13 protein-coding genes are annotated in these 12682 nt (G+C 70.1%); 6 read left to right on the top strand and 7 right to left on the bottom strand.

What is annotated here, in order from left to right; genetic code table 11:
• Positions 1-10 precede the first annotated feature (10 nt).
• Positions 11-472, top strand: a complete 462-nt coding sequence (locus tag E6U81_RS13415; protein WP_136230304.1) for a GNAT family N-acetyltransferase — start codon at positions 11-13, stop codon at positions 470-472.
• A 61-nt stretch (positions 473-533) separates the two neighbouring features.
• Positions 534-1709, top strand: a complete 1176-nt coding sequence (locus E6U81_RS13410) for a winged helix DNA-binding domain-containing protein (RefSeq protein WP_136230303.1) — start codon at positions 534-536, stop codon at positions 1707-1709.
• A gap of 16 nt (positions 1710-1725) precedes the next feature.
• On the opposite strand, the gene E6U81_RS13405 is transcribed toward E6U81_RS13410, so the two are convergent.
• Together E6U81_RS13405 and dnaB are read right to left on the bottom strand one after the other, a co-directional pair.
• Positions 1726-3111 (bottom strand): serine hydrolase domain-containing protein, encoded by a 1386-nt coding sequence (locus E6U81_RS13405; protein ID WP_136230302.1) that lies wholly within the window; start codon positions 3109-3111, stop codon positions 1726-1728.
• Between the two features lie 9 nt (positions 3112-3120).
• The gene (gene dnaB / locus E6U81_RS13400) at positions 3121-4584 is read right to left on the bottom strand and encodes a replicative DNA helicase (protein ID WP_136230406.1); all 1464 of its coding nucleotides are present in this window, start codon (positions 4582-4584) and stop codon (positions 3121-3123) included.
• 452 nt (positions 4585-5036) lie between these two features.
• Between dnaB and E6U81_RS13390 the strand changes: the two genes are divergently transcribed.
• Positions 5037-6374 (top strand): MATE family efflux transporter, encoded by a 1338-nt coding sequence (locus E6U81_RS13390; protein WP_136230301.1) that lies wholly within the window; start codon positions 5037-5039, stop codon positions 6372-6374.
• 148 nt (positions 6375-6522) lie between these two features.
• On the opposite strand, the gene rplI is transcribed toward E6U81_RS13390, so the two are convergent.
• From rplI to rpsF, 4 genes are all read right to left on the bottom strand, one after another.
• Entirely contained in the window at positions 6523-6969 is a 447-nt protein-coding gene (gene rplI, locus E6U81_RS13385) for a 50S ribosomal protein L9 (RefSeq protein ID WP_030956813.1), read from the bottom strand.
• Between the two features lie 18 nt (positions 6970-6987).
• A complete protein-coding gene (rpsR, locus tag E6U81_RS13380) occupies positions 6988-7224 on the bottom strand; it encodes a 30S ribosomal protein S18 (RefSeq protein ID WP_005315025.1) in 237 nt (78 codons plus the stop codon).
• 42 nt (positions 7225-7266) lie between these two features.
• Complete coding sequence (locus E6U81_RS13375; protein ID WP_136230300.1) at positions 7267-7860, bottom strand: single-stranded DNA-binding protein; 594 nt, start codon at positions 7858-7860, stop codon at positions 7267-7269.
• Between the two features lie 72 nt (positions 7861-7932).
• Positions 7933-8223 (bottom strand): 30S ribosomal protein S6, encoded by a 291-nt coding sequence (gene rpsF, locus E6U81_RS13370; RefSeq protein ID WP_004950685.1) that lies wholly within the window; start codon positions 8221-8223, stop codon positions 7933-7935.
• Between the two features lie 250 nt (positions 8224-8473).
• Here rpsF and E6U81_RS13365 point away from each other — a divergent pair, with 250 nt between their 5' ends.
• The 3 genes from E6U81_RS13365 to E6U81_RS13355 all read left to right on the top strand — a co-directional run bounded on the left by E6U81_RS13365 (position 8474) and on the right by E6U81_RS13355 (position 11145).
• Positions 8474-8776, top strand: a complete 303-nt coding sequence (locus tag E6U81_RS13365; protein WP_030008388.1) for a hypothetical protein — start codon at positions 8474-8476, stop codon at positions 8774-8776.
• A 141-nt stretch (positions 8777-8917) separates the two neighbouring features.
• A complete protein-coding gene (locus tag E6U81_RS13360; protein ID WP_030025757.1) occupies positions 8918-10036 on the top strand; it encodes a peptidoglycan bridge formation glycyltransferase FemA/FemB family protein in 1119 nt (372 codons plus the stop codon).
• A 77-nt stretch (positions 10037-10113) separates the two neighbouring features.
• Entirely contained in the window at positions 10114-11145 is a 1032-nt protein-coding gene (locus tag E6U81_RS13355) for an alanine racemase (RefSeq protein WP_031156057.1), read from the top strand.
• Between the two features lie 10 nt (positions 11146-11155).
• Here the strand turns inward: E6U81_RS13355 and E6U81_RS13350 are convergent, their stop codons facing one another.
• On the bottom strand, positions 11156-12616 hold the full coding sequence (locus E6U81_RS13350; RefSeq protein ID WP_136230299.1) for a glycosyltransferase 87 family protein: 1461 nt from the start codon (positions 12614-12616) through the stop codon (positions 11156-11158).
• Positions 12617-12682: the final 66 nt, after the last annotated feature.

The raw sequence follows: 12682 nt of genomic DNA, 5'->3' as shown, positions 1-12682 counted from the left end.
GGACTGCCTCGTGACCAACACCTCCGAGCCGGCGATCCGGCCCGCCACCAAAGCCGATCTGCCTGCCATCGTCGCGATGCTGGCGGATGACCCGCTCGGTGCCACCCGCGAGTCCCCGGAGGACCTCGCCCCGTACCGCACAGCCCTGGCACGGCTCTCCGGCGACCCGAACCAGCATGTGGTCGTCGCAGTCCGGGCCGGCCGTGTCGTGGGCACCCTCCAGCTGACGATCGTCCCCGGCCTCTCCCGCAAGGGAGCAACCCGCGCCATCATCGAGGGCGTCCGCGTCCACGCGGACGAGCGCGGCAGCGGGCTGGGCACCCGGTTCATCGAGTGGGCGATCGAGAAGTCCCGTGCCGAGAACTGCACGCTCGTGCAGCTCACGTCGGACGTGACCCGGACCGATGCCCATCGCTTCTACGAGCGGCTCGGGTTCACCGCGTCGCACGTCGGGTTCAAGCTCCAGCTCTGACCGGCCGCTGCGTGGGCCGGGCCGGGTCGCTGTGTCGGCGGCCCGGCCTACGATCGGGAAGATGAGCGCCAGTCTCCCCCTCATCAGCGCCACCGAGCGCCGGAACCGGCTCGGCCAACGCCACCGCCTGGCTCCTTCGGCCCGTGCCTCGACGGTCACGGAGGCGGCGGACTCCGTCGTCGCCCTGCACGCCACCGACGCCGCGACCGTCTTCCTCTCCGCGCGGGCCCGGCTGACCGAGGGCGGCGCCGGCGTGGTCGAGCAGGCACTCTACGAGGACGTCCGCCTCGTGCGGCTGCTCAGCATGCGCAACACCCTCTTCGCAGTGTCGACGGAACTGGCCCCGTACGTCGACGCGTCGACCGCCCGTGCCATCGCCGCCAAGGAACGCCGTACCTTGCTCAAGCACCTCGACGAGGACGGGCAGGGGCTCGACGCCGCCTGGCTGGCCCGGGCGGAGGCCGCCGCGCTGGACACCCTCGACACCCGCGGCCCCCTCACCGGCAGTCAGCTGTCCACCGCGGTGCCCGCCCTACGCCAGAAGATCACCATCAGCCGGGGCAAGAAGTACGAGACGGAGCAGGGCGTCGCCACCCGGGTCATCCGCCTGCTGGCCGCCGACGGCCGGATCCGCCGGGACCGGCCGCGCGGATCGTGGACCTCCAGCCAGTTCCGCTGGGTCCACACCGCGCCCTGGCCCGCCGCACCGGCCGCAGAGGCCCGTGCGGAGATCGCCCGTCGCTGGCTGGACGCGTACGGACCGGCCACCGAGGCCGATCTGAAGTGGTGGACCGGCTGGACCCTGACGGACGTCCGTACGGCGCTCGCGGCCGTCGGCCCCGACCAGGTGCGCCTGGACGACGGCAGCACCGCCCTCGTCAGCCCGGGGGACACCGCGCCCGAGCCGGCTCCCGAGCCATGGGCGGCGCTGCTGCCCGCGCTCGATCCCACCGGCATGGGCTGGGCCGACCGGGGGTTCCATCTCGATGCCGCCCACAGACCCGCCCTGTTCGACTACGCGGGCAACATCGGCCCCACCGTGTGGTGGAACGGCGAGATCGTCGGCGGCTGGGCCCAGCGCCCGGACGGCGAGATCGTCTGGCGGCTGCTGGGCGACCCCGGCCGCGCCGCCGAGGAGGCGATCACCGCCGAGGCCTCCCGCCTCGCCGCGTGGGTGGGCGACGCCCGCGTCACCCCGCGCTTCCGCACTCCGATGGAGCGTGAACTCGTCGCCTGAGACGGTCCCCGGGCCGTCAGCCGATGCCGCGCCAGCCCTGCGGGTCGACCCCGCCGGGCACCGGGGCGCCTGCGTCGTAGGGCTCCCTCGTGAACACGAAGGACGCCAGATCGAGGTGGCTCACCGAGCCGTCCTCGCGGCGCACCGCCTTCAGCGTCTCGCCTGCGTAGTACCCGGACAGCCCCGTCCAGCTGCCGTCGGGCTCGGACCGGAACCGGGCCGTACGCCCCGTCGCGCCGACCGGCCCCAGCTCCAGCGAGCCGTCCGCGAGCAGCCGCATCACTTGGGCCGAAGTCCCCCAGTACCAGGGGCCGCACAACTCCAGAGGAACCTGGTCCGCCTCCCGGAACGGCCGCCAGGGCCGCGGGAAGGGGGGCTCGGCATCCGCCACGATCCCGACGAGGTCGGCGGCCACGGACGCAGCCGGCAGCCCCGACGTGCAGTTGGCCAGTACGACCGCCGCGACGTCGTCGGCCTCGCTCAGCCACAGCCCCGCGACGAACCCGGGCAGCGAGCCGCTGTGACCCACCAGCCGGCGGGCACCCTGGGCCATCAGCTGCATCCCCAGCCCGTAGCCGAGATCGGCGACACCGGGCTCCGGAGGCGCTGACGGCCGACGCATCTCCCGTACGGACTCCGCGCTGAGCACCCGCTCGTCGCCCCGCAGCAGGAAGTCGGCGAACCGGGCGAGGTCCCGGGTCGTGGACCACAGCTGACCGGCCGCGGCCATCAACCCCAGGTCCTCGAGCGGCTCCGGCATCATCACGTCGGCCCACGGGTGCACCGCCCAGCCGCCCGCGTGCGGGGCCTGCGGCTCTCCGCTCGTACGGTCCAGGCCGAGGGGCTCCAGTACCTCGGCGCGCAGGACCTCTTCCCAGGGCTTGCCGCGCAGCGCCTCCACCAGCGAACCCAGCAGTGTGTAACCGGGGTTGGAGTAGTGGTGCCTGCTGCCCGGGGTGAACCTGAAGGGCTCCTCGCCCAGCACGTCGGCGAGCTCGGGCCGCTGCGCGCCGGGGGTGCGCTCCCACCACTCGCCGGGGGTCTCCGCGGCCAGCCCGCCGGTGTGGGCGAGCAGTTGGGCGATGGTCACCCGGCCGGCGGCGGTTCCGGGGAGGTGCTCCTCCAGCGCGTCCTCGAGCCTGAGCAGCCCTTCGTCCCGCAGGCGCATGACGAGGACGGCGGTGAAGGTCTTGCTGATTGACCCGATCCGGTACTGCACGTTCCCGTCCGGGCCGTGCCCCTCGACGGAGGTCCGGGAGCCCTCCCAGACCACCTCCCCGCCGCGCAGTACGGCCGCCACGACCGACGGCGCCCGTCCCGTGCTCTGGGCGACGGCGATCCGGTGCCTCAGCGCACGCCGGGTGGCGGGGAGCAGTTCACGGTCCTCGGCAAGCTCATCCATGATCGAATGCTATGTGTTGGCCATGTCCACGAAGCGCGAATAGTGGCCCTGGAAGGCCACGGTGATCGTTGCGGTGGGGCCGTTACGGTGCTTGGCCACGATCAGGTCGGCCTCACCTGCGCGAGGGGACTCCTTCTCGTAGGCGTCCTCGCGGTGGAGCAGGATCACCATGTCCGCGTCCTGCTCGATGGAGCCCGACTCACGCAGGTCGGAGACCATCGGCTTCTTGTCGGTTCGCTGCTCCGGGCCACGGTTCAGCTGGGAGAGCGCGATCACCGGGACCTCCAGCTCCTTCGCCAGGAGCTTCAGGTTTCGGGACATGTCCGAGACCTCCTGCTGACGGCTCTCGGGACGGCGTGAGCCACCCGACTGCATGAGCTGGAGGTAGTCGATGACGACGAGCGAGAGATCGTTGCGCTGCTTGAGCCGGCGGCACTTGGCCCGGATCTCCATCATCGACAGGTTGGGGGAATCGTCGATGTAGAGGGGAGCGGCGGATACGTCCGGCATCCGGCGGGCCAGCCGGGTCCAGTCGTCGTCCGTCATCGTGCCCGAACGCATGTGGTGCAGGGCCACCCTGGCCTCCGCCGACAGGAGGCGCATGGCGATCTCGTTGCGCCCCATTTCGAGGGAGAAGATCACACTGGGCAGGTTGCTCTTGATGGAGCAGGCCCGGGCGAAGTCCAGCGCGAGCGTGGACTTGCCCATGGCCGGGCGGGCCGCGATGACGATCATCTGGCCCGGGTGCAGGCCGTTGGTCAGGGAGTCCAGGTCGGTGAAGCCGGTGGGTACGCCCGACATCTGCCCGCTGCGCGAACCGATGGCCTCGATCTCGTCGAGGGCGCCCTCCATGATGTCGCCCAGCGGCAGGTAGTCCTCGGAGGTCCGCTGCTCGGTGACGGCGTAGATCTCGGCCTGGGCGCTGTTGACGATCTCGTCGACATCGCCGTCGGCCGCGTACCCCATCTGCGTGATCTTCGTACCGGCGGCGACGAGGCGGCGCAGGACGGCGCGCTCATGGACGATCTCCGCGTAGTACTCGGCGTTCGCCGCAGTCGGCACGGACTGGACCAGCGTGTGCAGGTACGAGGCCCCGCCGACCTTGCTGATCTCGCCGCGCCGCGTCAGCTCGGCGCCGACGGTGATCGGGTCGGCCGGCTCGCCCTTGGCGTACAGGTCGAGAATGACCTGGTAGATCGTCTCGTGCGAGGGCCGGTAGAAGTCGTGGCCCTTGATGACCTCGACGACGTCGGCGATGGCGTCCTTGGAGAGGAGCATGCCGCCGAGGACCGACTGCTCGGCGTCGAGGTCCTGCGGAGGGACGCGCTCGAAGCCGCCGCCGCCACCGTCCCAGGAGCCGCCCTCGCGACCCCGGTCGTGCTGCTCGTCGCCGCGGCCCCGGCCTTCGCTGTTGCGGCGCGGACGAGCGGGCAGACGGTCACTTGGACCGCTGTCGGCCCAGGGGTCGTCCATGGGCTCGGGCATGCTCACCGGGCCGCCTCCTCCCGTCCGCAACGCGGACCTCGCCGTGCGACTCTTTCTACGACACGGCTCTGACATTTGGGGCACCCGAATCGGCTGTCGGCGAGTCGGGCAACGCACCACGGTAGGGCCGCGAGCGGCGTCAGCCAATCTTGTTATCCACAGGCTCTGTGGATGAGATGTGGACGACGGCGCCAATGCTGTGGGTAACTCCCTCGAAGCTGTGCACGGACCGGGGGACGACGCTGTGGACAAAATCACCCGGGACCCCCCGTTACCCCATCTGACCTGGGATTTCATCTTCCACCGGCAGTCGGGGAGAAAATTCTTGGCCCGGGTTTCGAGAACGCCTCCAACGAGGTGGGAGGAACGCCCGGGTCAGCGCACAGGTAAGGATCGATAGAGGGTTGCATCCGTTACCTGTGGAAGATTAGATTGAGCGCATGACACAGGCCCTCTCAGCGCCCGCGGCGGGGCCGCGGCGGCACGACCGTGAGATCTTCGCGCTCGCGGTCCCCGCCTTCGGCGCCCTCGTGGCCGAGCCCCTCTTCGTTATGGCCGACAGCGCCATCGTGGGACACCTCGGCACCCCCCAGCTGGCCGGCCTCGGCATCGCCGCCGCACTGCTGACCACGGCCGTGAGCGTCTTCGTCTTCCTCGCCTACGCAACCACTGCGGCCGTCTCCCGCAGGGTCGGCGCCGGAGACCTGCCGGCAGCCATCCGGCAGGGCATGGACGGCATCTGGCTGGCACTCCTGCTCGGCGTCGCCGTCATCGCCGTCGTACTGCCCGCCGCACCCTCGCTGATCTCCCTCTTCGGGGCCTCGGACAGCGTCGCCCCGCACGCGATCACCTATCTGCGTATCTCCGCCTTCGGCATCCCGGCGATGCTCGTGGTCCTGGCCGCCACGGGGGTCATCCGCGGCCTCCAGGACACCCGCACGCCGCTCTACGTCGCCATCGGCGGCTTCGCCCTCAACGCGCTCCTGAACGTCGCCCTCGTCTACGGCGCGGGCCTCGGCATCGCCGGATCCGCCTGGGGCACCGTCCTCGCCCAGTGCGCCATGGCGGCCGCCTACCTCTTCGTGGTCGTCCGCGGGGCCCGACGGCACGGTGCCTCGCTGCGTCCCGACGCCGCCGGCATCCGCGCCTGCGCCCAGGCCGGGGCCCCGCTGCTGGTCCGCACCCTGTCCCTGCGCGCCATCCTGATGATCGCGACCGCCGTGGCCGCCCGACTCGGTGACGCCGACATCGCTGCCCACCAGATCCTGCTCTCCCTGTGGAGCCTGCTCGCCTTCGCCCTGGACGCCATCGCGATCGCCGGTCAGGCGATCATCGGCCGCTACCTGGGCTCGGGCGACACGGACGGCGCGAAGGCCGTATGCCGCCGGATGGTGCAGTGGGGCATCGTCACGGGCATCGTGCTCGGCCTCCTGGTGGTCCTCGCCCGCCCCGTGTTCATTCCGCTGTTCACCAGCGACCCGGCCGTGGAGAACGCACTACTGCCCGCTCTGCTGGTCGTGGCCCTCTCCCAGCCCGTCTCCGGCATCGTCTTCGTGTTGGACGGAGTCCTGATGGGTGCGGGCGACGGCCGCTACCTGGCCAGGGCGATGCTCGTGACGCTCGCCGTGTTCACCCCGGTCGCCCTGCTCGTCCCGGCTCTGGGTGGCGGCCTGACCACGCTCTGGTGGGCCATGACCCTGATGATGCTGGTCCGGATGGTCACCCTTCAGCTGCGCGCCCGCTCCGGCCGGTGGGCGATCGCGGGCGCCACCAGGTAGCTGTTTCACGTGAAACATCGCGCGGCAGCCGTCGCCGTCGCCATGTTTCACGTGAAACACAGCCTGCCGAGCCGCGGCCCCGCCGGAGAAGCTCATGAAACGGCGAAGGGCCGCACCCCAACGGGGTGCGGCCCTTCGCGTGCAGCCCTTAGGCGGCGACGACCTCGATGCCCACGTTCGCGGCCACGTCAGAGTGCAGACGCACAGAGACCTGGTACGAACCGAGGGTCTTGATCGGGGAGCCCAGCTCCACGCGGCGCTTGTCGACCTTCGGGCCACCGGAAGCCTCGATCGCCGTGGCGATGTCGGCCGGGGTCACGGAGCCGAAGAGACGACCGGCGTCACCCGCGCGGGTGGCCAGACGGACCTTGACACCCTCGAGCTTGGCCTTGACCTCGTTGGCCTGCTCGATGGTCGCGATCTCGTGGATCTTGCGGGCGCGGCGGATCTGCGCCACGTCCTTCTCGCCACCCTTGGTCCAGCGGATCGCGAAACCACGCGGGACCAGGTAGTTGCGAGCGTAACCGTCCTTGACGTCGACGACATCGCCGGCGGCACCGAGGCCAGAAACCTCGTGGGTCAGGATGATCTTCATTAGTCGGTCACCCTTTCCTTATCGCGCGGTGGACGTGTAGGGCAGCAGCGCCATCTCACGGCTGTTCTTGACGGCCGTGGCGACGTCACGCTGGTGCTGCGTGCAGTTGCCGGTGACGCGGCGGGCACGGATCTTGCCGCGGTCGGAAATGAACTTCCGCAGCATGTTCGTGTCCTTGTAGTCCACGTAAGCGGTCTTGTCCTTGCAGAACGCGCAGACCTTCTTCTTAGGCTTGCGCACAGGCGGCTTCGCCATTGTGTCTCTCCTGTGTGATCAAGAAGTTTGGATGGAGCTGCCCTAGAAGGGCGGCTCGTCCGAGTAGCCACCGCCGGAGCCGCCGGAGCTTCCGCCCCAACCGCCCCCGCCGCCGCCCTGCTGCTGGCCACCGGCCGGCGCGCTGGACGCCCACGGGTCGTCGGAGGGAGCTCCGCCGCCCTGCTGGCCGCCGCTGGGGGCTCCGCCCCAGCCACCGCCGCCGCCCTGCTGCTGCTGACCGCCGCCGCCGTATCCGCCCTGGCCACCGCGACCGGTGGTCTTGGCGACCTTGGCCGTGGCGGTCTTCAGGCTGGGGCCGACTTCCTCGACGTCCAGCTCGTAGACCGTGCGCTTGACACCCTCACGGTCCTCGTACGACCGCTGCTTCAGCCGGCCCTGCACGATGACGCGCATGCCCCGCTGAAGGGACTCAGCGACGTTCTCGGCCGCCTGACGCCAGACCGAGCAGGTGAGGAACAGGCCTTCGCCGTCCTTCCACTCATTGGTCTGCTTGTCGAAGATGCGGGGAGTGGACGCGACACGGAACTTCGCGACCGCCGCACCCGAGGGGGTGAAGCGCAGCTCGGGGTCGTCGACGAGATTGCCGACGACCGTGATGACGGTCTCGCCTGCCATGGATGAACCTCTCGGCGGGGATTGCTGCTGGGCTGCTGTGCTACTCGATCCCGATTACCGCTGAACCGAAGTTCAGTGGGTCTCGGGGCGAAGGACCTTGGTCCGGAGAACCGACTCGTTCAGGTTCATCTGTCGGTCAAGCTCCTTGACGACCGCAGGCTCGGCCTGGAGGTCGATGACCGAGTAGATGCCCTCGGGCTTCTTCTTGATCTCGTAAGCGAGACGACGACGGCCCCAGGTGTCGACCTTCTCGACCTTTCCGTTGCCCTCACGGACGACGGAGAGGAAGTTCTCGATCAGCGGGGAGACAGCGCGCTCCTCGAGATCGGGGTCGAGGATGACCATCACTTCGTAGTGACGCATGTGGAACCCACCTCCTTTGGACTCAGCGGCCACGGTCGTTCCGTGGCAGGAGGGTCGTGATGCGTGAGCACGGCGTCCGCAGAGCAGACACCGCGCAGCTGTACAGACTACCTGCTCGCGTCCTTCCGGTTGAAATCCGACCGGAGAGGGCCACAATCTGTATCCATCGGGTGTGCTCGGTGCTATGCCCTCGGCCCCCTGCCGGAGGCAGCCCGCAGCACCGCCAGCTTCAGCCAGGAGGTGCCTTCCGATGGCACAGGCAATGCGGCCCCCTCAGATCTCCCTGCTCTCCACCGACGGAAAGCCCCACCCGCTGCAGGACACCCTGATGGCGGTCACCCTGACCCTCGGCGCCGTGGCGTTCGTCACGGCCTTCTTCCACAACCTGCACCTGATCAGCTCGTGGGCCGGGCTGATCGGAATCCTGACGGGCGCGTACGGACAGTTCGTCTCCGTCACGACACGCGAGCGCTTCGCGCTGATCATCGGCCTTGGCGCGTCTGCCATCGGCTTCTACCTCGGCATGTTCCACGGCGGCCTCTTCGGGGGCTGACCGGGCCGCCCGGGGCACCTCCGCGGCAGGGCGCCGGCGGCACACCGGCCCGGGCCCACGGCCCGTCCCCCAGAAGGGTGGCGCCCCTGTCGCAGTAGGCTTCGCGCCATAGCCAGCGAAGCCGCCGAGGAGACGCCCCGCATGAGCCTGTCCCTGAGGACCATCAGCCGAGAGCAGCATCTGGGTTACCTCCAGAGCCTGCCCTCGGCGAGCCACTGCCAGGTCCCGGCGTGGGCCGACGTGAAGAACGAGTGGCGTTCCGAGAACCTCGGTTGGTTCAACGAGTCCGAGGAACTCGTCGGAGCGGCACTCGTGCTGTACCGCCAGCTGCCCAAGGTCAAGCGCTACCTCGCGTACCTCCCCGAGGGGCCGGTCATCAACTGGTACGCCCCGAACCTGGAGGAGTGGCTCCAGCCGATGCTGGCCCACCTCAAGCAGCAGGGCGCCTTCACGGTGAAGATGGGCCCGCCCGTCGTCATCCGCCGCTGGAACTCGGCCGCCATCAAGGCCGGCATCCAGGACCCGAACGTGAAGCGCCTGCGCGACGTGGAGGCCTCGGTCATCGAGCCGCGCGCCTTCGAGGTGTCCGACAAGCTGCGCCGCATGGGCTGGCAGCAGGCCGAGGACGGCGGCGCCGGCTTCGGCGACGTCCAGCCGCGCTACGTCTTCCAGGTACCGCTGGCCAACCGCTCGCTGGACGACGTCCTCAAGGGCTTCAACCAGCTGTGGCGCCGCAACATCAAGAAGGCGGAGAAGGCCGGCGTCGAGGTCGTCCAGGGCGGCTACGACGACCTGCCGACCTGGCAGCACCTCTACGAGATCACGGCCGAGCGCGACAAGTTCCGCCCGCGCCCCCTCAGCTACTTCCAGCGCCAGTGGACGGCCCTCAACTCCGAGGACCCCAACCGGATGCGCCTGTACATCGCCACCCACGAGGGGGAGCCGCTGGCCGCCGCCACGATGCTCACCGTCGGCCAGCACGTCTGGTACTCGTACGGCGCCTCCGCCAACCACAAGCGTGAGGTCCGGCCCTCGAACGCGATGCAGTGGCGCATGCTGCGCGACGCGTACGCACTCGGTGCGAGCGTCTACGACCTGCGCGGAATCTCTGACACGCTGGACGAGAACGACCACCTGTTCGGTTTGATCCAGTTCAAGGTCGGTACCGGCGGCGAAGCCGTGGAGTACGTCGGCGAGTGGGACTTCCCGCTGAACAAGGTGCTGCACAAGGCGCTCGACATCTACATGTCGCGTCGCTGACCCACCCAGATCCACCCGCTTTCCCCCACACAGTCCCGCTGCACCGCGCAGCTGCATAGGAGAGGTTCCGGACGGGCATGGCGCTCACGCTCTACGTCGACACCGCGCGCTGGCGTGCGCACCAGAAGCAGGTCCAGGACCAGTTCCCCGGGATGATCCCGGTCTGCAAGGGCAACGGCTACGGCTTCGGCCACGAGCGGCTGTGCGAGGAGGCGACCCGGATGGGCGCCGACGTACTCGCGGTCGGCACCACGTACGAGGCCGCCAGCATCAAGGACTGGTTCGGCGGCGACCTGCTCGTCCTCACGCCGTTCCGCCGGGGCGAGGAGCCGGTGCCGCTGCCGGACCGGGTCATCCGCTCGGTGTCCTCGCTGGAAGGGGTCCGCAGCCTGGTCGGCGCCCGCGTGGTCATCGAGTGCATGAGCTCGATGCGCCGCCACGGGATCTCCGAGCAGGACCTGGGCCAGCTGCACGGCGCGATCGAGGACGTGCGGCTGGAGGGCTTCGCCCTGCACCTGCCGCTGGACCGCCCGGACGGCTCGGACGCCGTGGAGGAGGTCATCGGCTGGATGGACCGGCTGCGGGCGGCCCGGCTGCCGCTGCACACCATGTTCGTCAGCCACCTGCGGGCCGCGGAGCTGGCCCGGCTCCAGCAGCAGTTCCCGCAGACCCGCTTCCGGGCCCGCATCGGCACCCGGCTGTGGCTGGGCGACCACGAGGCGACCGAGTACCGCGGCTCGGTGCTCGACGTCACGCGCGTGGCCAAGGGCGACCGGTTCGGCTACCGCCAGCAGAAGGCCGCCTCCGACGGCTGGCTGGTCGTGGTCGCCGGCGGTACCTCGCACGGTGTGGGCCTGGAGGCCCCGAAGGCGCTGCACGGTGTGATGCCGCGCGCCAAGGGAGTCGCCCGGGCGGGCCTGGCCACGGTCAACCGGAACCTTTCGCCCTTCGTGTGGGCGGGCAAGCAGCGCTGGTTCGCCGAGCCGCCGCACATGCAGGTGTCGATCCTGTTCGTGCCCGCCGACGCGACCGAGCCGAAGGTCGGCGACGAGCTGGTGGCGCATCTGCGCCACACCACCACGCAGTTCGACCGGATGCTCGACTCCTGAGCCGTCCCGGTCAGGCCTTGGGGCCGGTGCCCCAGTCGACCCGCTGTCCCTCCGAGGGCGTCGCGTACCGCGGCGCCCTCGCTGCGTCCGACAGCACGAACACGTCCTCGGCCCTGTCCAGGACGCCTCCGGAGGGGTCGTCCGAGCCGTCCCTGCGTACGACGTCGTGCTCCGGGAGGAGGATGTCGCGGACGATGACGGCGCACAGGTAGAGCGTGGCCAGGAGGTGGGCGGCGATCGCCAGCTGGTACCCCTCCACGGGCAGGCCCTGGTGCTTGTCCCCGCTGTTGATGTAGGCGAGGTAGAACCAGATCCCGAGGAAGTAGGCGACCTCGCCGGCCTGCCAGATCAGGAAGTCCCGCCAGCGCGGCCGGGCCAGCGCGGCGAGCGGGATGAGCCACAGCACGTACTGCGGTGAATAGACCTTGTTGCAGAGGATGAAGGCGGCGACGACCAGGAAGGCCAGCTGGGCGAAGCGGGGGCGGCGGGGTGCGGTCAGGGTGAGCAGTCCGATGGCCCCGCACAGCAGGAGCGTCAGCCCGGTCGCGTACGTGTTGGCGTCGTGCAGGGGGTTGCCGGAGCGCTGGGAGATCAGCAGCCAGACGGAGCCGAAGTCGATGGGCCGCTCCTGGCTGAAGGTGTAGAACTTCTTCCAGCCGTCCCAGGCGAAGAACATGACGGGAGCGTTCACCACCAGCCAGGCTCCGGCCGCGCCGCAGGCGGCCAGGCCGAACTCGCGCCACTTCCCGGCCCGCCAGCAGAGCACGAACAGGACCCCGAGCAGCAGGACGGGGTACAGCTTGGCCGCGGTGGCCAGGCCGATGAGGACGCCGAAGAGGACCGTCCGTCCACGGGACCACACCAGCATTGCGGCCGCGGTCAGGGCGATGGCCAGCAGGTCCCAGTTGATCGTCGCCGTCAGGGCGAAGGCGGGCGCGAGCGCGAAGAGCAGGGCGTCCCAGGGCCGGCGGCGGTGGGTGCGGGCGACGCACACGGCGATGACCGCCGCGCAGGCCATCAGCATGCCCGCGTTGACCATCCAGTACATCTGCTCGCGGTGCTGCATGGAGCCGCTGCCGGGGGTCAGCCAGGAGGCGATCTCCATGAAGAGCCCGGTGAGCACCGGGTACTCCAGGTACTCCATGTCACCGGGGATCCGGTCGAAGTAGGGCGTCAGGTTGTCGGCGAATCCGCGGACCGCGTACAGGTGCGGGATGTCGGAGTAGCAGGCGTGGGTGTACTGCGAGGACGCCCCGCGGAACCAGGCCCACTCGTAGCAGGGCAGCTTCTGCACCATGCCGAGCGCGAACATGCCGATGGCGATGAGGGCCACGACGCGCACCGGTCCCAGCCAGTGGCCGCCGAGGCGGGCGTAGCGGCCGAGCGGGCCGCCGATGAGCTCACTGCCGGCTGCGGCGACCTCGTCCTGCTGCGTGGGCAGTACGGGGCGGTCCTCGTGCACCTGGGTCATGGGGCTCATCCTGCCGTACGGCGCCGGGGACGGGGGAAGGCCGCCGCACCGTGGGTGCGACGGCCT

This window comes from Streptomyces sp. A0592 (genome assembly GCF_004795115.1).
Classification (GTDB): domain Bacteria; phylum Actinomycetota; class Actinomycetes; order Streptomycetales; family Streptomycetaceae; genus Streptomyces; species Streptomyces erythrochromogenes.
This window is presented reverse-complemented; position numbering and strand designations above follow the sequence as displayed.